The organism is Desulfosporosinus burensis (assembly GCF_054657535.1).
The window spans coordinates 301700-324651 of record NZ_BAAHYN010000007.1; the positions used below are offsets into that span (position 1 = coordinate 301700).

The following is a 22952-nucleotide window of genomic DNA, read 5'->3' on the forward strand; positions in this document are numbered from 1 at the left end:
TCCTTATAACCCGAACCACTCGGAAGCGGTTGCCTGTTTTTCAGTTTTCTCCGAAAGTTCAAGTACTTTCTTGATTTCTTCTGTGGTTACATCCCGGCCCCCTAGCCCTAGAATATAACTATTAACGCGGCAAGCCTGCCCGTATAAGGCCGCCTTTAGCTCAGTTCCTAACGCCCCTCCGAGACCGAAGACTATATTTTTGTCACATACGGTAATCAGTTGAACGTTCTTAAGGGCCTCACGGAGTGCTTCCGCTGGGAAAGGACGCCATGCCCTTACCTTGACTAACCCAACTTTTTGACCTTGCTTGCGTAGTTCATCCACTACGATCCGAGCATCACTGACCATCGATCCCATGGCTACAAATGCATGTTCCGCATCTTCCATTTGATAAGTATCGATTAACCCAGACCAATCCCGACCAAATTCTTTGCCATACTCTGAAGCAACATTATTGATGACTGTAAGCGCTTTTTCCATAGCCTCATTTTGTTGGAACTTATAATCCATATAAAATTCAGGACTAGCAACAGTATTTACGGCTTGTGGGTTCTCGACATCCAGAGTTCGAACTCGATTCAAAGGCAAGAATTGATCTATCTTCTCTTGATTAGGAATTCCTACTTCCTCTAAGGTATGAGATTGGATATACCCCTCATAATTAACCATTACTGGCAGACGGACTGTTTCGGCTATTTTAAAGGCCTGGAGCATATTATCAAGCACTTCTTGATTATTTTCACAAAAAAGTTGAATCCAGCCGCTTGCCCCTTGGGAAATCGCATCCCCTTGTTCAGGAAAACGGCTATGCGGTGCTGAAAGAGCTCTATTTGCTACTGCCATTACTACCGGTTGACGTAACCCTGCCGTATGATAAACGACTTCCGTCATATAGAGCAATCCTTGAGAATTTGTCACTGTAAAAGTCCGACTACCCGCTAGACTAGCTCCTAATGCCGCTGCTAAGGCACTATGATCAGACTCAACTCGTACAAAACGGGTATTCAACTCACCATCATCGATGAACTTACTAACCCTCTCCATTGCCGGAAAAGCCGGTGTAATCGGATAATACGCTAAAACTTCAATACGGGCTAGCTTTGCCCCATAGGCGGCTGCCTCACTACCTGTTAACAATGTTGTACTCATTCATTTCCCCCCTCAACGGAAAACGCCCTGAATCCCCGAATACTCCGGGATCATTTCTATGGCATTCTCTTTACATTCATTGGCACAAATTCCGCACCCTTTACACAAACTTACTTTGAGCACGATTTTACCCTCTTGCTGGACTAAGGCCCCATCTGGGCAAAATAATGTACAGTCTAAGCACATATTGCAGGTTTCTAAAATGACCGGATATTGAATACGCCAAGTTATTCCCGTTGGCGTCTCAACTAGGCTGCCGGCCTTAGCCGTCGGGACAACTGGAAGATTTTTAACCACTACCTTCGCCTCCTTTCCTTTTTATCTTCTCTGCTAATAAGATAATGCAATATGCATGCCACAAAAAAAATAAGAGCCGAAGCTCTTAATAAAACTAAAATTTTCTGTTTATTAAGCCAATAGTGGCAAATTCATAAATCAAAACTTTAAAGGTGACTCTATGTTATTTGAGCAAATTCTCCGCAACAGTATCAATGATGAAACGGCATTACCGATTAGAGAAACACACCGTTGCATTATTGGAACGCATCAATATCCTCCTCTTGCATTTTCCTCCAAAGAGTAGTCCGACTTATTCCCAAACGACGTGCCGTTTCGGTTTTATTCCCCTCACATTCTTTAAGAGCCTTCTTAATTAGACGAATTTCTGCTAACTCTACTTCGCCTCGTAATCTCTCTTTGCGTTCCGGAACTTCTGGAATACAGACAGTCTGTTTTCTGTCCAGCCCAAGCGCCCGAACTATATCATCCTCAGAAATCTCTACCCCCCCAGTCAACATGACCAAACGCTCCATAGCATTACGCAATTCACGAATGTTTCCTGGCCATGGATACTCCAAGAGGATCTGTTCAGCCTCTGCAGAAAACCAACCCGCACTTCGGTTCATCTTGCGACTAAATTCATCCAAGAAATGACGGGCAATTAGCAAAATATCATTTCCACGTTCAGCAAGTTGTGGAACCACTAAGGATAAAACGTTTAGGCGATAAAACAGGTCTTCACGAAAACTTGCCTTTTCAACCATTTCCTTGAGATCACGGTGTGTAGCCGCCACTAGACGAACGTTCACAGGCAAAATAGTATTATCACCTAATCTCATAATTTCACCTTCTTCCAGAACACGGAGTAAACGAGCTTGCAGCGAGGGTGCCATCTCCCCTACCTCATCCAGAAATAAGGTTCCACCATGGGCGATCTCGAATACCCCTGCCTTGCCACCTTTTCGAGCCCCTGTAAAAGCTCCCTCGACATAACCAAAAAATTCACTTTCTAATAGACTTTCAGGTAAAGCTGCACAGTTTATGGCCACGAAAGATTCACACCGCCGAGGGCTTGCATTATGAATTGCTTGAGCAAACAATTCTTTACCGGTTCCAGTCCTCCCATGCAAAAGAACTGTAGAATCTACTTGGGCGTATTCACGAGCCCATTTGACGGCATCTTTAATTGCTTGACTATGCCCTAAGATATGGCTAAAACTATGTTTTGCAACATGACCCCTGTCTGCCAGGGTTCGTCGCACTTTATGCTCTAGTCTTTGCAACCGGTCTACAGATTGAAAGGTAGTGACGACTCCTTCTACCTTTTTGTCCACTTTGATAGGGATATGGTTAGCCACAACTTTAGCCGGACCTATCTCCATAATCTCCCCAACTTCTGCCTTACCGGTTTTTAAGACCTTGTGGAAGTGGGATTTAGGCAGAACGTCAATAACTAGACGTCCTATGGCCTTTTCCGCAGTCCAACCCGTTAGTTTCTCCACTACCGGATTAAATACGCTAATCCTTCCATCCTCATCTAAGGCAATGACACCGTCATAGGTAAAATCCAAAATAGCTTTTAGTTGTTCAACACGACGCTTTTCTAGTTTACGCACTACCAGAACGCGCTTGGCCTCCGCTAGGGCACGTTGGACTGCTTCTCGACCAGACCTAATGACCACTGCTTGCATGCCCAGCTTTTCGGCCTCTTTAGCCATAGCGATCTTACCGATCACTACTTGTACCTTAGCAGCTTTCAGAGCAGTTACCCCTTTAAGGATGTCCTCTTTCTGATCCGCCAAGGTATACTTCACGAAACTTTCTCCAATAAGCTCTTCGAAACTTGCAATCTCTTGGATGATTTCATCCACATCAACAATACCAATAGGGCTTCCGAGACTTTTAGCCTGCAGATAAGCTTCTAATATGTCTAACCCACCGATACGTACATCGATGACAGGGAGCGAAACCCCAGACTCTCTAATCATCCAAGCCGTAACTCCCCGGCTAACAAGCACGTGATACCCCTGTTTTTCTGCTTCTAAGGCAAGTCTAACCCCATCCTCCATTCGAGCGACCTTAATGTCGATCTCCGGTGCACCGTCCTGATGGCTAACCTCTTTAACCAGACTGGCTAGTTCCTGTAAGGGTGTGATAAATAAGATTTCAGCCATTCTTACGCCCCCCGGTTTACGTATATATAAAAACCCTATGATTTTCTTCTTTATGTTATTTTACATCTTTTCTGCACTTAATACTCAACGGGATTTGACAATCATACCATAACCACAGTGAAATATATTACGAACCTATTCGGGAATCCGCCCTTATCTGATACCGCTAGGTCTTTATTGAATAAAGGGGGAGTTTTAATCCCAATGCATTGGGGAAGTGAGTGACGAGGGTAACTTTGTGTTAGTATCCCCCTTTGCTACATTGAGTTGGGCTTGGGTGAGAAAGATACTTTTGCTAAGGTCTGCTCCTCTCAGGTCAGCATCTCGGAAATCAGCCCCGATGAAATCAGTCCCATTTAGGTCGACACCTCTAAGGTCAGCAGCAATAAGGCAAGCTCCTCTCAAGTTGGCTCCACTGAGGTCAATTCTTCTGAGATCGGCAGCAATAAGGGAGGCTCCTCGACCGAAGGTCTTCTGACGCCCCGAATAAGCTTTCTGCCCGCGACGAGCTTCGGCTCGTACAAGTTCACTGGTCTTTAGGAGCAAAGTATTAACATCTGCTCGATGTTCTGCCACGTCCAGCTCCAAGAGACAGTCGGGGCTAAGGTGAGTGAGGCATTCTTTCTCGTCGAGCATGGCGCTGAGCGCAGCATGGATAGAACGTGCTGGTTGTATTGTCAGTGCTTCTGTCAGATACCAGAGTAACTCATGGAGTTGCCGCATGATTAGAAACACCTCGAACATTTGCTGCGCGGATTCTGGTACTTTCCTCCAGTCGCGACTACCGAAGCTGACTCGAGAAACCTTTTGCCCTGCGCCAAAGCAATCAAAAGCAATACAGCCTTTAAGACCCCGTTCCTTGAGGCTTTTGTGAACAGAACAGCGAAAATTCGGTTGTAGGTTGAGGCAAGGCTGACCAGCTTTTTGTCGATTGGGAAGCCTTCTGAAGCTGAAAAGTACAGTGCAACACAGCACAAACCGCAACAGTTTTCACAGTCAGCACGCAGATTATGGCGACTTTTATCAGGGAAAGGCACTAAATATTCCTAATTCTCGGACATTATCTTATTCCCCTTATTTTCATATGGATATTTCAATAACCATTTATCTCAAATGCACCTCATTTTTGCCTTACACAGCAACTGCTGTTTTTACATTTCTATTATACACGAGTGAAGTCTTACCCGATACAGTCGGCGAAAACTCACTAATCTAATTAACCCGTGAGAACTGCTCCAAATCTTTCATCAACCCTTGTATTCTCCGGCATCACTTGACGAGGTATTTAGGCATTTTAGGAATTCCCAAAAGAAATGCTAAGAACTAACCCCCACATACAGAAGTTGTGGTCCTGAAAACTGGATAAAACGAAAGACCAGGAGGGACTTGTGATCTGCAGATCACTAAAGTCCCTTCTGGTCTTTAGAGCTTCCTTGTTTGTTTCGGTAGATTATAGTCGATGGTTATTTTATAAACATGGTAGTCTTATTTCAATGTCTTGTCTTTTTCCTTTAATGCCGCTAATTCTTTGGCATAGGATCTTGCAACAATCTTATGCCAGAGTTCAGCGCCTTTAATACCAATTCTCTCTGGAACGAATACAGGATCTAAGCCCAGCTTCTTCTGTGCTTCGTAGTCTCTTAGAGTAGCAATCCCTGGTTTGGTCAGCAGTATGATTACGATAACATTGAACCAGGCCATTGCTCCAACCCCTGCGGAGCCAAAGTTCCAAACGACGTCAGCCGACATAATTGTACTGATGAAAACCATAACTACAATACCAACTCTTGAAGCCGTGATCGCCATTTTATAACCGCTGCCGTTACTGTTGTTTCTAAAGAGATAGCCAACATTAGAATCTGTGTAGAATGCATAAGCTAACACAGTTGTGAAGGTAAAGAAGCCCAAGGCAATTGCTACGAAACCACCGCCAATTCCAGGTATAAATGAATCAACAGCCGCTTGTGTAAAGTTTCCTTTTTCCAAGCCCGGAACAAATTCTGATATGAAACCGCCCGCTGGGTTAGCTACATTGAACGTGTTTGTTGAAAGTATCATGATTGCTGTTGCAGTACATACCAACAATGTATCAACATACACTGAGAAGGCTTGAACAAGCCCTTGTTTTGCAGGGTGTGATACTTCAGCAGCACCTGCAGCCTGTGCACCTGTACCCTGACCAGCTTCATTGGAGAATATGCCTCTCTTAACACCCCAACTGATTGCTAATCCGAAGACAGCACCATATACTGCGTTCATGTTAAACGCACTACTAAAGATTAAGCCGAAAACATAGGGAACCGTACTAAAATTAATAATCAAAATAATTAATGCAAGAGCAATGTAAGCAACCGCCATGAATGGAACAATCAACCCTGCTACTTTAGCGATTCTCTTGCCGCCGCCGAATACGATATATCCGAGTAACCCTGCATAGAGAACAGCTACAATGAGCGGGTCAATACCAAAGGCCCCTTTTGCAGCAGTAGCGAATGAATTGGATTGAATACCTGGAAGAAGGATACCGCAAGATACCAGGGTAAGAACTGCAAAGGCCATACCTAAGCCTCTACTACCTAAACCTTTTTCAATGTAGTAAGCTGGACCGCCGCGATACTCACCATGAATCTCTTGTTTCCACACCTGGGCTAATGCGGCTTCTATATAAGCTGAACCTGCACCCAGGAAGGCTATGGCCCACATCCAAAAAACTGCACCAGGACCGCCAAAGAATATGGCACTTGCAACACCTGTAATGTTACCAGTACCAACTCGTCCGCCCAAAGCCATCGCAAAGCCCTGGAAGGATGAAACGCCCTCTTCTGAACTTTTAGTTCCAAAAAGATGTTTAACCATGTCTTTAATTAAGCGTACCTGTGGAAATCTCATGAGTACTGAAAAATAAATACCGGCTGCCAAGCATAAATAAATCATGACTTTACCCCAGAAAAAATTATCCAGACTGGCTGATAGATTTAATAAGTCCATAAAACAACCTCCCGTATTTTTTTATTAATATGCAGTCATGTTTAGTCAAACGGCCGTTTTGATTACACAAAACTGCATAAAAACCAAAATATGTGAAATTTGAATTTATATTTCATGCTATGTTTTTTGATTTTACAATAGAAAGAATTTAACGTCAATTTTTATTTTACAGTAAATTAAAAATAAACAAATAGCAAATTATATCAAGAACAACTTCGTTAAGAGTTATAATCCGCTTAGGAGGGACTCCCCTTTCAATCATGGACTAGTTTTAATAAATGAATTATCTCATAATTCCAATATTAATGATAGATAAATCTATCATTAAATTACTAGAAATTATTCCCATTGAATTTTTATCTTACTTTTTATTGACTGACGATAGCCCAAGGAAGCTGCCCACAATCCCTAGGACTGCGCTCAGCAACATAACCACTATGGTTATACCAGATAAAAGTGTATCCTGGGGCGGAAGAGGGATGAAGGGAAGGGGGCCTGCCGTCCGAGCATAAAGGTAGGAGACCGAGAACGCGGCTAGAGCCACTGCCAAGATGCCTCCGCCTAGGGTTAATAACAATCCCTCGAGCATAAATGGGAATGCAATGAAGGTTTCAGGTGCGCCTAATAATCTTAGAGTGTTTATTTGTTCCTTGTTGTTAGATATCTCAAGCCTAATAATATGAGATATAATAACGAAGGTAGATATACCTACAGCAACTACCACTAGGAACCCAACAAGCCTTAATAACCCGGCAATATTACGCAGACGATCCAAAACTGCTCTGTTGTCCCTGACGTGTTCAACGCCCACCATGTGGTTTAATCTTTCTAATACCGGGTCGATCTCTTCCAGATTAATTTTTAATTCCACGAAGGAGCTAAATGGATTATCCTCAAAATTCTTCAAGACACTCGCTTCTTTGCCAAGAATTTCTACCATCCTCCGGTAGGCTTCCTCTTTATCAACCAGTCGCGCCGCACGAGCGCCCTCTAACCCTTTAATACTTTCAACCAGTTGCATGACATCCGTGTTAGTGCTAACAACACTTTCATCAAGATAAACGTTAATCTCTGCCTCCCCCTGGACAACATTGACAACATGACTGCTTACCCACCAGCCGGAAATTATCATAGCGAGGATAAAGAAAATAAGGCCTGTACTTAAAACTGTTAAAATATTGGAAATTAAACTTAAGCGGATCATCGTTTTTACTTCTTTTAGGAAATAACCTGCATTTAAAAAAACAGTTTTCATTCTAAGTTCATCCCAGCCTTTCCCAGCTCAAGCTTCCATTATCCATTCGGATATACTTAGAATTTTTTTCTGCATTAATCAGATGGGTTGCATGGGTGGTAATAACTACTGCAGTTTTTTGATCAATGAAAGACGTTAAAAGTTCTAAGATATTTAGGGCATTGTCCTTGTCTAAATTACCCGTGGGTTCGTCGGCCAGGATTAATACTGGCTTCCTTGCCACCGCCCGGGCAATGGCAACCCTCTGGCTCTCCCCCCATGACAAGTTTTCCACTAATGAAAGTGCCTTGTGCTCCAACCCAACTTTTAGCAAGGCATTACTGGCATTATCTTTTAATTGACCTGGAGGTATATCTAGAAAACGCATGCCCAGCATGACATTTTCCATAACAGTTCTCCCTGCAAAAAGTTTAAATTCCTGGAAAACAGGTCCGATTATCTTTCTCAGTTGCCTGATTCCCGCTGTCTGACCTTTGGTCATTGGTTGTCCCAGCACCTTGAGCGAACCAACGGTCGGATACTCAATTCCCATGAACAACTTTAAGAGGCTGGTTTTCCCAGAACCGCTGGGCCCCGTGATATAGACCATATCACCTGGTTCCACTTGCAGTTCGATATCTTTTAGAGCCGTTGTCCCATTGGGAAACTTCAAACTAACTCCTTTTGCTTCAATCATTCTGTTGCTACCTCCTCAGTAGTTTGGTGTAATCCTCAATTCCAAATATCCATCGGTAGAATTGATAGAGTTTATGGTGTAGCTGCTCAGTGGTAGTTGAATATTAAACACCAAGTCTCCTTTTAAGAATAAATCTTCTATTGCACCAGTATCAAGTGGCATTCCATAGAAGCTACCTTCTTTCACCTGAAATTTCAAGGTATGCTCCGCTTGAATAACAAAGATCCCTGCTAAAACAAGATTTTCGTCAGGCATGCTGATTTCAACGTGGCTCGTAAAAAAGCGAAATACTAACTTGGGGAGCAACGGATGTCCTGAGGTTATTTGATTGAGGGTTTCTTCATCTATTGATCCTTTAATACTTATAAAATCATAAGCTATATTCAATTTTTCAGGCGGAATGTTTCCTCCATCGATAATACTAGAGAGTTCTTTAATAATCACAGGAACAGAAGTCTTAAGCTCGTCCCAATTCTGCTGCAAATTTTTAAGATTATCCTGGTAATACTCCCTTTCTTCCTTCAATGATGCAATGTATTGCTCTTGATCCTCTATTAACTGCTTTTTCTTAGCTAGAGATTCTCGTAACTGTTTTTGATTTTCTTCAGTAAACCTAACTTTTTCAGCTAGGTTTGCCTTTTCTGTTAACCGCCTTGTTTTACTTTCCTCTAGCAATTTCATTAGCTCTCCCGTGTTGCGGGTGAGGTCCCTCAAAGTATTGATTCTCTTGAGAAGCATAGCCAAGTTGTCTGAATTCAGAATTATCTCTAAGTAACTCCCCGGTCCCATCCTCTGATAACTCTTGAGAACCTGCTTAAGGTCTTCCGTTTTTTTTGTATAGGCGACTTCTTCCTGGGCAATAGATACCCTCAAGCTCTCAATTTCCTGGTTTTTTGTTCCTATATCACTAGTAATCCGCTCTTCCTCTTTCTCCATTTCTTCAATCTGTTGGCTAAGGACAAATAGGTTTTCAAGGTTTTCCCGCTCGGTTTCAGAAATACTAGCCATTTTTTCTTTAATTCCAGCAAAGGGTCCTTCTTGTCCAACTACTATGCCCGTCGGTATTATTGCAAGAGCAATAACCAAGCAGGAAACTAAAAATAGTCTTAAGGTTATTGTTTTATGTATGTAACTCAACCTCCAGTTTAAATTCTTCTCTGATAATTCAACACGTTTCCTAATTATTCCTCCTGAATTAATAAAAACTTCAGCAAACAAAAAGCCAGAGCGTCAAAATGGTATGCTCCCATACCATTTTGACGCCTGGCTTTTTCTATATTGGTTAAGTGGGGTACCTTCATTTTAAATTAATATATCTATGTGATTATTGTATTGTCTACTTGCGAGATTGAAATCTATTTGATTTGTTATTTGATTATAAAGAAGGTTCAGACTGCGCAAGAGCACCGCCTGTCCCTAAAATATACATCAACCTTTAAAAAAGCGATTTCAGTTCAAATTCCTAGAGCTGAATATTTTCTGTTTAAATTCATTCGTTGAATGTGATATCTGTAGGAATTTCTCGACTTTGTCAATATGTCTATCCACTCTTCATTGGAAAACAAGGCTGTTATCTGGGCTCGATCCTCTAACATCAAAAAATATTGACTCGGATAATCTGCCTCGATCACATCTAAAATCCCTTCTGGAAAAACCAAATCCTGAACATACTTTTTTTTATGATGTTTTCTTTTATAATCCGCTAAATCATTCATAAAATTCCTCACCAGCAGGTTGTATATTATCATAGCAACCAATTTTTCAGGATAAACGGGTTTTGAAATCTCCATAACCGAATTGTCTGACTATCTTAATGCCTTCCTCTTCGTTGTAAAGCGCTATAGAAGGAAGATTTACACCATTGAACATATTGTTCTTCACCATAGTATAGTGTGCCATGTCACAAAATACAAGCCTTTCGCCAGCTTTTAAAGGCTGTCTGAACGAATAGTCGCCAATGATATCTCCGGCAAGACAAGTAAGACCACCAAGTCTGTAGTTATGAGGAAACTCACCGGGCTTTCCAGCATCGATTATATTAGGTCTGTAAGGCATTTCGAGCACATCTGGCATATGACAGGCTGCTGAAGTATCCAAAATGGCAATTTTCATGCCATTATCAACGATGTCAAGCACCCTAGCAACTAGGAATCCAGTGTTCAGGGCCACAGCTTCACCAGGTTCTAGGTAAATATCTACTCCATATTTGTCCTGTAAAAACGTTATGGAACGAACCAAGGTTTCAAGATCATAATCCGGTCTGGTAATATGATGACCCCCACCTAAATTGAGCCACTTCATAGGTTTTATAAATTCACCAAACTTTTGATCAACCACTTGAATCGTCCGTTCCAGGGTATCTGAATTCTGTTCGCACATTGTATGAAAATGGAGTCCTTCAATACCCTCAAGCTCTGACCGTCGGAAATTGGACAATGTCACGCCAAGTCTTGAGTATTGATAGCAGGGATCGTAAATAGGCGTCTCTATCTCCGAGTATTCCGGATTGATACGGATACCACAGCTTATCTTTTTAGTTTTAATTTTTTTTACTTTGTCTTTGTATCGATTCCATTGATCAAACGAATTAAAGGTAATATGGTCACAAATGCTGAGGATTTCATCGAAATCTCCCTCAACGTAAGCCGGCGCATAAATATGGACTTCTTTTCCCATTTCTTCATAACCCAGCCTAGCCTCAAACAATGAGCTTGCGGTGACCCCTTTAAGATACTTGCCCACGAGAGGAAATGCCGAATGCATTGAAAACCCTTTTAAAGCAAGCAGAATGCTGCATCCCGTACGATCTTGTACGGAATTTAGTCGCTCAAGATTTCTTATAAGAAGTCTTTCATCCACAATATAGCAGGGTGATGGCAGGGAAGTGATATCAATGTCCATTATACACCTCAATCAAGGAGAGTTGGCGAGAAGGTTTCCTGCCAAGGTAGTCCGTATTTATTTAAAGCTTCCATAAACGGATCCGGATCAAATTCTTCAACATTGAAGACACCAGGTTTTTTCCAAAGCCCTTTGAGCATTAACATTGCTCCAATCATGGCCGGAACTCCCGTTGTATAGGAAATAGCCTGCGACCCGACTTCTGCATAACATTCTTGATGATCGCAAATGTTGTAAACATAATAGGTTAAGGGCTTGCCATCTTTAATTCCTTGCATAATACATCCGATATTCGTTTTTCCTTTAGTTCTGGGCCCGAGGGAGGCTGGATCAGGAAGCACAGCCTTTAAAAATTGCAAAGGAATGATCTTTTGCCCCTCAAAATCAATAGGCTCAATCGAGGTCATGCCGACATTTTCGAGGACACGTAAATGATTAAGATAATTGTCAGAGAACGTCATCCAAAATCTTATCCGCTTAATTCCCTTGATATGAATGGCTAAGGATTCTAATTCTTCATGGTACATAAGATAAATATTTTTGGGGCCTATCTCCGGAAGATCGTAAACTTTTTTCACAGAGAGAGGGGCAGTTTCGACCCAAGAGCCGTTTTCAAAGTACCTTCCATTCGCGGTTATTTCGCGAATATTAATTTCAGGGTTAAAATTTGTAGCGAAGGGATAGCCATGATCCCCAGCATTGGCATCCACTATATCAATAGAATGAATTTCATCAAAATAGTGTTTTTGGGCATAGGCACAAAAAACACCGGTAACCCCAGGGTCAAAGCCGCTTCCTAACAAGGCCGTCAACCCGGCCTGAGCGAATTTTTCTTGATACGCCCACTGCCATTTGTACTCAAATTTCGCAAGATCAGGTGGTTCATAATTAGCAGTATCCAGATAATCTACCCCGGTAGCGAGGCAGGCATCCATAATGGTCAAGTCCTGATACGGGAGCGCAAGATTAATGACAATATCGGGCTTATAGCTCTTAATCAAGTCAATGACCATGTCTATATTATCCGCATCAAGCTGAGCCGTAAGGATTTTCGTGCGACTTCCAGCTAACTTATTCTTGATCGCTTCACATTTTTCGACCGTTCTGCTGGCAATACAAATCTCCTCAAATACATCTGGATTCTGGCAACATTTATGAATAGCAACACTGGCAACTCCACCTGCGCCGATAATCAAAGCTTTTCCCATTTCAGCACCCCCTAAATGACTTTTTCAACAATGCAAATTATACATAAACCACTCCAAATAATCAATTAAAACGACAAAAAATGAATTGAAAGAATTAACTATAATTCGTTTCCAAGAATTTAACCCATTCTAGATAAATCGTTTCGCGCTTTTCCCAAAGGTTCTTTCATAGTTTGACGTATTTAGCAAAGTTAATACGCTGGTCCAGCCATAAGTTACATCGAGATATTCTATATAGGCAAATGCAAAATCATAGCCACCCATATCACTGAATTTAATTGGACTTTTGGTTTGTAATTGCTTAAATGTAGGAATGCCTGAATAATAATCGTTGTACAGATTACTGGGTGGGTTGCCATTTGATAGATAAGAAGCAATTCCTTCATCAAGCCATAAAGATAGCCGCGGATTACAAACAGGAGGAACGGGCTTAGGGCTGGCAATCGTTGAGAAAATCATAGTAGCACATGAATAGTGGCGGAAGGTTCAGGGGCAACTCCGGCTGCCGCTATCGTCCATAGTCTAAGCAATTATAAAAATCGAAAAATGGTCGCACTACTCAGCAGCGGAAACGTTGATGTTAACCTACTTGCCCGCACGATCGACAAAGGACTTGTTAAAAATGGACGAAAGTGTTTTCTTACGTCTGTCATCAGTGATCGACCTGGTGCTCTAGCGCAACTTTTACAGTTGATAGCCAGCAGGGGGGCCAATGTCCTGGCAGTTTCACACCGTCGGGAAACCTTGGATATCCCGATTAGTTACGCTAAGGTGGAATTGAGTTGGAGACCACCGATGCGGCCCACGTACAAACAATCAAAACGTTGCTCGAGGAGAATTACTACCGAGTTAACATTCAGTAAATGTTAAGGCAAATAAAAAAGACTACCACAGAGGTAGTCACTTGCTTTAAACCACAGTTTCCATCTCGCCAGCAACATTAGTATCACTATCTTACTATACCCAATTATTCAACACTTAGGGAAATATGGGCTTGAAAAGAATATATAGAGAATTAAACGACCCTTGTCGACAGTCTACTCTCGGTGATTAGTATTCGTTGTCCTTTCTTTAAATCCTGCTTTTAAATTATATTTTTGATTTGGTGAGTATATTTGCTTTTTTTGAATCTTTCCTCTGCCTAAGCACATTAGGAACGGTTATTCCAACAATCTATTTGGGGAAAAAGCTCAAGTCTAGCCTTCCTTGTTATTTCATTCTATCTGGACTCATTGTGGGCATTTTATTTTCATTGTCGTATTCTCTTAACCAGATTGGATTTAAGGATATATGGGGTCTTTATCTTGGATCCCTATTTGTGTTAGTTTGATAATTCTGGTTTATATCATTCGTTTGCCGGCACTCAGTTTAAAAAGCGCTTTAATAATTAAGTTGTTTTACAAATACTTCGTATATCTTGCCTTCCGATAAACAATCAGCTTTTTATTGAGAATACTTTGTTAAGCCAAATGTTGTACTAAATTCGGCATTTCTTCGTTTGTGGTATTTTGTTCCCTAAGTAATTAAAGCACACCCCATTTGCGCGTATATTCCACCTTCAAAACAAACTCATCATCATGGTAACCATGTTCCTCCAAGGCCTTAAGCGAGTCATTAAAATCAAAGGACTCAGTCTCCATTAGAATGTGGTCCTTCCATCCTGTGATTGCCCAATCATCATGTACCTTTAAAAGAATGTCCATCATTTCCGCTATACGATTTAATCGAGTATGGATAAACGTAGCGAAATATCTTAGATTTTCTGGCTGGACATTCTTCACCTTAATAATGTCAACCAGGGGAGGTTTCTCGCCAGGCAACCACTCATTTTTTTCGTAATAATTAAAGATAAAGCGCGCTCTCTGAACACAGGTTTCATTATTCGGATCCATCGATACGTCTCCTTTTCAAGATAACAATGTTGCTATTTCAGACCCCACTCAGTATTTTAGCTCCCGCCATAACATTATTTTTCCAACAATCGTGACATCTCCAGATTAGGGGAAATCGTAACACGCCTCAAGAATTTATACAACCATAAACTAAAAAACTCCCGGACTTGCGGAGGCTTCTTGCAATGCAGAAAATAGTTTTTGCCCAAAGCCCAGTGGCGCCTCCATGGGAACAGCAAGACGGTCAAGTGTCTTGCCTTGTCTTGCGTATGACCGAGACATTGTCAGATACAAGACAAATTGTCATGACGTTTTGTCAGATACGAGACAAATTGTCATGGTCTCTCAAATAATTAAACCCCTTTTAAAGACTGTAAACGTTGTAGTTACACTAATTTTAACAGGTACAGGGACTTGGCATGCTTATTGCTTATATGATTATTTATGAAACAAAATAATGGTCTAAATACAATAATTCACAAAGGAGATGAGCAATGAGGGTGTATATAAGGTTTGGCAAGAGGGTATCGATAATATCTAACAAACTTTCTTGTTAGCTTGGTCGGTCTTCAAAAAAATTACAATGTGGTTACTTAATGAATGAAGGAAAATGGAGGTATTTATGTGAACGATAAAACTAGTACATGGATTAAAGCATTACCTGGAATTTTATTTATGGTCTTTATTGCTATGCTAGCAATGGGTACAAAATCTATCGGTGGTGGGTGGACTGGTATCGAGGGGTGGATTAAAACCAACTCTAAATTTTTTGGTGACGTACTGAAAATCAATCACGTCATTATTGTTATTATCATAGGTATGGTGATACGTAATACGATTGGAATTCCTTCTTGGGCCCAGATGGGTGTAAAAACTTCTCGAATTTTTATTAAAATGGGTGTAATATTACTTGGGTCACTTTATAGCCTAGCTGAACTGGCTAAGTTGGGTTCGACTTCCATCCTCATGATTGCTTCTTTTATGTTCGCAACAATTTTCTTCGTGTTCTGGTTAGCCAAGAAATACAAGATGGATGCTGGGTCTGCTGCTTGTCTGGCCGCTGGTGCTGGTGTATGTGGTGTATCTGCCATCGTTGCGGTTGCTCCAGCTGTTAAAGCCAAAGGGGAAGACATTGCCTACTCCATTGCTACAATTCTTTCGTTCGGTATCGTTTGCTTATTCACCTTCCCTATTCTAGGGCATTTAATGGGATTGACTCCTGAGCAGTTTGGAATGTGGGCTGGTACAGGTATCCTAAACTCAGGGCAAGTATTAGCAGCAGCCCTTGCTTTTGACCCCGGCACCAAAGAAATACCGTCCATCAGCTTAAAAGTGGGCGAGATCTACAACTTAACTCGCGTGGTTTTCCTGCCTTTTGTAGTTCTATTGATCACGGTTCTTTATGCACGTTTGTCTGATGACAAAACCTCAGATGCAACCGCTAACATGGGGAAAAATTTCTTCAGCAAATTTCCCTTATTCGTACTTGGTTTCATCATAACGGTTACTTTAACTTCCTTCGGTGCGTTTGGTCCTACTTCTCCGGTCTCTGCAGATTTAAAAGCATTCCGTGATGTTTATAGCTGGTTCTTCTCTATTGGTCTCACTGGCTTAGGCTTGCAAATTTCCTTTGCTGAAATGAGAAAAGCCGGAGGAACTCCTCTGATTATTGGCTCTGTTGCAGGTTTCATGAAGGCTGCACTTTCCTTAATCGTTGTTCTATGGTTATTTTAATAAAAGTTTGATTGATGGGTAATATTAAGGAGGTAACGATCTATGTCTGAAAAAAAAGAAGAAAAGCAGTTATCATTATTTAGTAATGATAAACATGAAGATCTATTTGCTATTTTTGGTGCTGCTCTTGTAATGATAATAATTTTGATTCTCTAAACATCAGAAAGAAGGTTCCAAATGAACGGTCAAATTCTATTTATTACCGACGGTTCGCCTTCGGCGGATGCAGCCGGTCAAATGGCAACCGAGATGTCTCTAGCACTCAAGCTACCTTTAAGGGCAGTCTTCATTTTGGATGAAGGATGGAAGAACTTTTTAGGGGATGAATGGATTAACACTTCCTCTACTCGGATGCGATTCTTCCACTGGTTTGAAGACGGTCTTCATAAACACTCTGAAGAGATCCTAGCTGAGGTTGCAGAAAAGGTCAAGGGAAATGGTGGTCAAGTGGAAACCGAAATAAAAATCGGTAAAACGGAAAAACTCATCGGGGAACTCACCGTTGAGAATGAAACCGCCATACTGGTTTTGCCGAACCCACATGCAACCGCTCCGGCAGCTACTGCTGGTCTTAGGTATAATCTTCATTCTTTAGCTAAAAAAGTTAAATGTCCCATATATATTGGTCCGAAATAATTTTGAAAGCCACCTGCAAAGGTGGCTTTTCTTGTACTAGTCTGAAAGTTATCATGAACGAGGCGGCCACCTGCGCTAAGGCTTGGTGCCAGCCAAGTTTTCTTAATGGAATGGAGTGTACCTAAACAAGCTTACTTAACTGTTATCCAATAGTTACCCATAATTACAACCGATAACAGATATCCAAGTGGAATATTTACCAATACACCGGCAGTAAAAGCTGCAAACGGCTTCCAACCGACTGAAGCAAGTTCCTTAAATCGACTGGTTAGACCAATCGAGAGAAAGGTAAAGATAAAGGCCCAATTTCTCAATTCTATAATTGGATTAATGATGTTTTTATCGAGCGCTCTGGAAGTCACTAAATTCGGTGAAGCAGCTAAGAAAGTTATGATAATTGAGGCTACAAAGAACCCTATAACGAATTTCGGAAAGCGTATCCAGACATCAAGAGCATTCGGTTTGGTGCCAGCATACCTTTTATCCCATCGTGTAACCGAAGTAAAAGCCATAATAAAACACCAGATCCCAATGAACATGTCACGACCTACGACTTTCATCAGGGTAAACGTTTTGATTGCTTGCTCATTGATAGCAGCCGCAGCGGCCATGCCAGGCGCATCAGCAAATTCTGCTGTACCAATCCAGGCACCTGCTGGACCGGGTGGAATATGCAATGCTTTAATCGCTAAGGGGAGGATAAAAATCATGATGATAGACCAAAGAATAACCAGAGAAATTGCAATTGACACGTGCTGCTTTTCTGCTTTAACAGCACCACCAATGGCAATCGAAGCAGAAACTCCGCAGATCGAACCTCCGGCTGCCAGTGTAGCAGCAAAGCGCTTATCTAGCGCGAAAACCCGTGTTCCTGTCCAGTAAATGGTGAGGAAAGTAGCGAGGGCAATAATTGTTGCTTGGGCAAAAGCAGTCGTACCGGCTTTGACAATTAAAGTAAAGGGTAAGGAAGCACCCATTAACACAATTCCTAGCTTAATGTAAAATTGGGTCTGGAGTGCGGTGCTTAGCCAATACGGAATTTTAAAAAGGTTACTAATTAAAAGTCCTACTACGAGCGCAAGAAGCGGGGTTTCAAAGTTATATCGTTTCATGACATCCCAAGAACCCCATACCGAAACCAAAACACTCATTAAAAAAAGAAACGTGAATCCCACTAAAAAGCGTTTAACTTCTCCAGTCAGGGCTTTAACCGCGATTGAAAATAAGATAAGAAAAAATAAATAGAGTGTTAAGAGTGTGTGCTTATGGCTGCTAAGATAATTTATAGCAGTGCCATAAGCACTGTAGTTTGGTATCTTCAGTACAATCCAATTCATAAAGTTATTCCCATTACTCCAAAACACGATTGCTAAAAGTACGATCGTTAGGCCAAGCCACACTGCCCAAGAATCTTCCTGTTTCCAAAGGTCGGACCAACCCCCGGTAGGAGACGTTGATTTCTTTTCGGTGGATATATAGCCCAATGGTTTACCCCCCTTCTATTTAAGACTCCATAACCCCGGAAAGTACAACTCGACAAAGTCATACAGGGTCCTTAGAATATCCAGTCCTCAGCACACTACAGAAGAGCCATTTTTTGAAATTCAAATCAGCAATCCAGCGAAAAATTTTGTTATTAAGGGTAGGTTTTCTCTAGCTAATTCATTCAATACATACTCGCTATCTTTCCTACATGAATGGACTTTATGAAGTAATTATAAACATAAGAACTTTATTCAACCACCCCATAACTCTGTAACTTTCGATATAAATTCCTTACGCTGATTCCTAATACATTTGCAGCTTGTGTCTTATTGCCTTTCACTCTATTAAGAGTCGCTAGAATGTAGTGTTTTTCAACATCTTCTAACGATGGAGATTGATTGCCACGGAATATATCGAAGAATCCTTCTTCTGAACCGAAAGAGTGAAATGTCTTCAGGACTTGATCTGAGTTTCCCCAAATATCTTTAGGTGAGATACTTCCATCGATAGACAAGATTTGTCCCCGTTCAATGAGATGGAAGAGCTCACGAACATTACCGGGAAAATCATAATTTAGCAATTGCTCCCTCGTTTCTGGTAATAAAATATAATCGTGATGAAGCAATTTTTGTTTGTTCTGGTGTTCAAGGAATTGATTTATAAGAGGAAGGATATCATTTCGCCGTTCGCGTAGAGGGGGAACAATTAAGGTTAAGCCGTTTAAGCGATAAAACAAATCTTCACGAAATCTTCCGAGATTTATTTCCTGCTGAAGATCTCTATTCGTTGCTGCGACAATCCGAACATCTACCTGCCGGAGTCGGGTATCTCCAACGCGCCGAAATTCTCCGCTTTCCAAAAACCGAAGAAGCTTGACTTGAATAGACAAGGGCATTTCACCGATTTCATCGAGAAAGAGAGTGCCATTATCGGCCATTTCTACTAATCCAATTTTCTGAGAACCGGCACCAGTGAAGGCTCCTTTTTCGTGTCCAAAAAGCTCACTCTCTATTAAAGTTTCTGGTATCGCGCCCGCGTTTACAGGAACCCAGGGGCGGTTAACCCGAGAGCTACATTGATGGATTGCTTGGGCAATCAACTCCTTACCCACGCCGCTCTCTCCTTGTATGAGGACCGATGCATCAGTTTGGGCAACCTTACGGGTCATCTCGAGGAGCGCTATCATGACTGCACTTTCGGCGATAATTTTCAGTTCTGGGGTTTGGCGGTTCACTACCTGCCTGAGCCCCGTATTTTCCAACAATAACCTCTGCTTTTCAAGGGCCTTTTGCATCGTGATTTCGAGCTCAGCTAAGTTACACGGTTTGGTCAAGTAATCATACGCTCCAAGTTTCATGGCTTCTATGGCTGACTCGATCGTACCATTTCCAGTTAACATAACGACTTGGAGATCAGGTTGTAATTGTTTAAACTTTGGTAAAAGGATAAGCCCGTCACCGTCCGGTAGCTTGATATCCAACAGGACAGCATTGATTAAAGTATCTTTGAGAAGGGATAAACCTTCTTCAGCTGTGCCGGCTTCCATTATCTCATAGCCTTTACGCTTTAAACGCTGCGCAATAATCGCGCGCAAGGCTTCCTCATCGTCTAAGATTAGAATCCTTTGATAATGCTTCATCTGCTTTAATCTCCTCCCTTATGGAGAGGCAAGGTTATCTTCACACAAGTTCCTTGACCTTCCGTACTTTCTAAGATCATCTCACCTTGCATCTTCTGAACAATTCCGTAACTTACATATAACCCCAAACCGGTTCCTTGCCCTACGGACTTCGTTGTAAAAAACGGGTCGAATGCCTTCTTCAGATTTATATGCGGAATTCCTTCCCCATAATCCTTAATCATAAAATGGATCTTTTCGCCTACGCAGCATCCTTTTACTTCGATCACGTTGCCTTCAGTGGAAGCATCCAACGCATTGTTGATTAGATTGAGTAACACTTGCTGCCATTCATTTTCATTACCCAAGATAAAGAGACTATTTTCCAGTTGGAGTTCAATCTGAATCTGCTTTTGTTTCGTCTTGTGTTCCAGAAGTCCAAGTGTCTGCAAGCTGACGACACCAATATCAATGAGGTCACTCCCATTGATGCGCTGACGGGCATAACCAAGTAAACGATTCGTAATCTGTTTACATCTGACAATTTGCCCCAAGACAATCTTAAAGCCAGTTTTGATTTCCCCTCGAGTCGGCCCCAGCTCTTCCTCAGTCAAGCGGTCCAATAGGTCTTCACTGTGTGCGGCAACGATAGCCAATGGATTGTTAATTTCATGAGCCACTCCCGAGGCCAAAAGTCCAATGGCCGCCATTTTATCCGTCTCAATCATACGGGCTTCCATTTCCACTTCTTGGGTAACATCGTCGAGTAGTAACAGGTAAGCCGCACTCTCTGGATTATCAGGTGACAATTCATAAAACATCTGACGGAAATGTCGGCGTTCCTCGTTCACAAAAACAGAACATATATTGCGGCTATTTTCGTGATAAATGTCCTCCATTCCTGTTCCTTTAACAACTTGATCACATGGGAGATTTTCTAAATGATGTCCAAACCATTCTGCAAACTTCGTATTCCACCAAATAATCTTCTTATCCGGATTTAGAAGAACCATTCCAGCGCCAACCCCGTCAACGACGGTGGTCAACAGCTCCTTCTCATCCTTTAGGTTTTCATTCTTTTGATCCAATGAATTTAACAACTGATTAAAGGATCTAACTAATCTCCCGATTTCATCCCAACTCTCAATTGGAATATGGGATTCTAAGTCACCAGTTGAAATGATTCGTCTAACTTGACCTTCAAGATTTTCAATTGGATGAACCACTTTTAAACCAAAGGCAATACTTAAAATCATGACTAGCGCCATGATTAAGATGGCAATCACGATAAGTCGAAAAGCAAATTCTATAATTGGTTTATTCGCTTCTCGGGCCGGCTGTTCAATAAATACTGCCCAATTCGGAGTGTCTACGGAAGCAAACGCCCCTATAACGGAAACACCGTCCAGATTTTTATACTCACTTCCGGAGGAATAATCCTCCCCTTCCAGAAAACTTTGAACTGCAGGATCTTGACGAATTTCCATATGCTGCAAAACCTGATTGGAGTCGGTATGCCCAATCAGGTTTCCGGCTTGGTCAACTATAAATACGTACTCTCCCTCACCCAGCCGTATATTAACATATCGGTTGATCATCCCCTGTAAGTCAACTTTAGCTTGTAGATATCCGATTCCATCTTTAGTTATAGGGTCTTGAACCCTTACAGTCAAATAGATTTTCGCACGCCGGTCACTCGTGAAGAACACATCACTCATAGCATAGGATTTTTCCGGGGATATTGGATTTTCAATTTTGGCTGCCGTTATAGAAGGGGAAATTTCTTCTTGGCGAGTGATTTGATCAAGGATGTTAAAATTTGCATCTGTAATCTTAATTTCTTCGATAAAGGACTCTTTTTGTAAAAGTACTTCTAAAATAATTTGACGTAAAGTTGCATCTTTCCCGACGAGCGCGTTAGCACTTGTTGTCTTCGTAAGGATTAAACTGTTCTCAACATTTGCGACGAAGTCCCGTATTTCACTAGCAACTATTGTTACCTTCTCAAAGTCTTGTTCAAAAATATTCTTTTGTAGATTTTGTCGCACCGATGTAAAGCCTAAATTCCCAAGCAGGAACAGGGGAAGAATAGACATGGTAACTCCAAATAAAAGAAAATGAACTTTAAGGCGCATCCACCAAGGAATTGAGCTTTTTCCCAACATTTGGCCCCCATCTGATGTTCTTGATCTTTATATTCTTTAATAACTATATGTTTACTTGTGTTTCTCATAGTGTTGCATGATTTAAATTCGTCTGAAAGACGACCACTATGGCCCTGCTTTTTCGTTTTCTTTCTACATATATTTTACCATAATTTCTTCTAAAAACGGCAAAAAGGCCTAAAACTTTCGGTTTAGGCTGTTTTTTCACAGGCCTTTGCTTGTTTACCTAAGATACGTTAGGCGCGATAGTCTCAGGTGGAGAGTATCGCCGAGCCACCTACCCATAAGAAACACTTCGTGGCGACGGAACGAGATTATCGCCACACTGCAACTCATAACGCAGGCTTCAGCAGTGTGACGAAAGTCGGATGAGACTTTCGCCACATTGCGACTCGTAACGCAAACTCCTGCAATGTGGATCCGAACAGGTGGAACCCCGGTGCCTCGTTTTCACAGTATAACTAACACAAAGATGACTACCTCGTCAGAGATAGTCATCTTGCTTGTTTACCTGAAGATACGATAAGCACGATAGTCTCCAGTGGAGAGTATCGCCGAGCCACCCACCCCAAAGGAACACTTCGTGGCGAAGGTGAGCCTATCGCCACACTGCAACTTATAACGCAAACTCCAGCAGTGTGGATCCTACTTTCCCAGGGGCTATGCCCCAAGTATCATCGGCCCTGAAACGAAAGGCACGATAGTCTCCGGTGGAGAGTATCGCCGAGCCACCCACCCCAAAGGAATACTTCGAAGGGGAGCCTTTCGTCACACTGCAACTTGTAACGCACA

The 22952-nt window shown here is 41.8% G+C and carries 19 protein-coding genes and 1 pseudogene; 4 read left to right on the forward strand and 16 right to left on the reverse strand.

What is annotated here, in order from left to right:
• Positions 1-3 precede the first annotated feature (3 nt).
• From ACYQ3Q_RS14755 to ACYQ3Q_RS14810, 12 genes and pseudogenes are all read right to left on the reverse strand, one after another.
• Positions 4-1149 carry a transketolase C-terminal domain-containing protein gene (locus ACYQ3Q_RS14755; RefSeq protein ID WP_459929291.1) on the reverse strand — a complete coding sequence of 382 codons (1146 nt, stop codon included), beginning with the start codon at positions 1147-1149 and terminating at the stop codon, positions 4-6.
• 12 nt (positions 1150-1161) lie between these two features.
• Positions 1162-1446, reverse strand: a complete 285-nt coding sequence (locus tag ACYQ3Q_RS14760; RefSeq protein WP_459929292.1) for a 4Fe-4S binding protein — start codon at positions 1444-1446, stop codon at positions 1162-1164.
• A gap of 236 nt (positions 1447-1682) precedes the next feature.
• Positions 1683-3602: a sigma 54-interacting transcriptional regulator gene (locus ACYQ3Q_RS14765; protein ID WP_459929293.1), complete on the reverse strand. Its 1920-nt coding sequence runs from the start codon at positions 3600-3602 to the stop codon at positions 1683-1685.
• Between the two features lie 195 nt (positions 3603-3797).
• Positions 3798-4639 (reverse strand): annotated as a pseudogene (locus ACYQ3Q_RS14770) (pentapeptide repeat-containing protein).
• 448 nt (positions 4640-5087) lie between these two features.
• Entirely contained in the window at positions 5088-6590 is a 1503-nt protein-coding gene (locus ACYQ3Q_RS14775; RefSeq protein WP_459929294.1) for an alanine/glycine:cation symporter family protein, read from the reverse strand.
• Between the two features lie 361 nt (positions 6591-6951).
• On the reverse strand, positions 6952-7845 hold the full coding sequence (locus ACYQ3Q_RS14780) for a cell division protein FtsX (protein WP_459929295.1): 894 nt from the start codon (positions 7843-7845) through the stop codon (positions 6952-6954).
• A 7-nt stretch (positions 7846-7852) separates the two neighbouring features.
• The gene (locus ACYQ3Q_RS14785) at positions 7853-8521 is read right to left on the reverse strand and encodes a cell division ATP-binding protein FtsE (RefSeq protein WP_459929296.1); all 669 of its coding nucleotides are present in this window, start codon (positions 8519-8521) and stop codon (positions 7853-7855) included.
• Between the two features lie 15 nt (positions 8522-8536).
• Positions 8537-9739, reverse strand: coding sequence for a coiled-coil domain-containing protein (locus tag ACYQ3Q_RS14790; protein WP_459929297.1), 1203 nt, complete (start codon positions 9737-9739; stop codon positions 8537-8539).
• 236 nt (positions 9740-9975) lie between these two features.
• Positions 9976-10311 carry a hypothetical protein gene (locus ACYQ3Q_RS14795; RefSeq protein ID WP_459929298.1) on the reverse strand — a complete coding sequence of 112 codons (336 nt, stop codon included), beginning with the start codon at positions 10309-10311 and terminating at the stop codon, positions 9976-9978.
• On the reverse strand, positions 10283-11422 hold the full coding sequence (gene nspC / locus ACYQ3Q_RS14800) for a carboxynorspermidine decarboxylase (RefSeq protein ID WP_459929299.1): 1140 nt from the start codon (positions 11420-11422) through the stop codon (positions 10283-10285). Before nspC ends, ACYQ3Q_RS14795 begins: the two co-directional genes overlap by 29 nt.
• 8 nt (positions 11423-11430) lie before the next feature.
• Positions 11431-12630 carry a saccharopine dehydrogenase family protein gene (locus ACYQ3Q_RS14805; protein WP_459929300.1) on the reverse strand — a complete coding sequence of 400 codons (1200 nt, stop codon included), beginning with the start codon at positions 12628-12630 and terminating at the stop codon, positions 11431-11433.
• A 129-nt stretch (positions 12631-12759) separates the two neighbouring features.
• Complete coding sequence (locus ACYQ3Q_RS14810) at positions 12760-13089, reverse strand: hypothetical protein (RefSeq protein WP_459929301.1); 330 nt, start codon at positions 13087-13089, stop codon at positions 12760-12762.
• A gap of 15 nt (positions 13090-13104) precedes the next feature.
• Between ACYQ3Q_RS14810 and ACYQ3Q_RS14815 the strand changes: the two genes are divergently transcribed.
• A complete protein-coding gene (locus ACYQ3Q_RS14815; protein ID WP_459929302.1) occupies positions 13105-13500 on the forward strand; it encodes a hypothetical protein in 396 nt (131 codons plus the stop codon).
• Positions 13501-14153: 653 nt separating this feature from the next.
• Here the strand turns inward: ACYQ3Q_RS14815 and ACYQ3Q_RS14820 are convergent.
• A complete protein-coding gene (locus ACYQ3Q_RS14820) occupies positions 14154-14522 on the reverse strand; it encodes a hypothetical protein (RefSeq protein WP_459929303.1) in 369 nt (122 codons plus the stop codon).
• A 185-nt stretch (positions 14523-14707) separates the two neighbouring features.
• On the opposite strand from ACYQ3Q_RS14820, the gene ACYQ3Q_RS14825 reads away from it, so the two are divergent.
• The 3 genes from ACYQ3Q_RS14825 (at position 14708) to ACYQ3Q_RS14835 (ending at position 16892) form a co-directional block, all read left to right on the forward strand.
• Positions 14708-14875: a hypothetical protein gene (locus ACYQ3Q_RS14825; RefSeq protein ID WP_459929304.1), complete on the forward strand. Its 168-nt coding sequence runs from the start codon at positions 14708-14710 to the stop codon at positions 14873-14875.
• Positions 14876-15146: 271 nt separating this feature from the next.
• On the forward strand, positions 15147-16256 hold the full coding sequence (locus ACYQ3Q_RS14830) for a YeiH family protein (RefSeq protein WP_459929324.1): 1110 nt from the start codon (positions 15147-15149) through the stop codon (positions 16254-16256).
• A gap of 177 nt (positions 16257-16433) precedes the next feature.
• Complete coding sequence (locus ACYQ3Q_RS14835; protein WP_459929305.1) at positions 16434-16892, forward strand: universal stress protein; 459 nt, start codon at positions 16434-16436, stop codon at positions 16890-16892.
• 131 nt (positions 16893-17023) lie between these two features.
• Here ACYQ3Q_RS14835 and ACYQ3Q_RS14840 read toward each other — a convergent pair whose 3' ends face one another.
• From ACYQ3Q_RS14840 to ACYQ3Q_RS14850, 3 genes are all read right to left on the reverse strand, one after another.
• On the reverse strand, positions 17024-18376 hold the full coding sequence (locus tag ACYQ3Q_RS14840) for a YeiH family protein (protein ID WP_459929306.1): 1353 nt from the start codon (positions 18374-18376) through the stop codon (positions 17024-17026).
• Positions 18377-18624: 248 nt separating this feature from the next.
• Positions 18625-20016, reverse strand: a complete 1392-nt coding sequence (locus tag ACYQ3Q_RS14845) for a sigma-54-dependent transcriptional regulator (protein ID WP_459929307.1) — start codon at positions 20014-20016, stop codon at positions 18625-18627.
• 5 nt (positions 20017-20021) lie between these two features.
• Positions 20022-22157: an ATP-binding protein gene (locus ACYQ3Q_RS14850; RefSeq protein WP_459929308.1), complete on the reverse strand. Its 2136-nt coding sequence runs from the start codon at positions 22155-22157 to the stop codon at positions 20022-20024.
• Between the last annotated feature and the right edge of the window lie 795 nt (positions 22158-22952).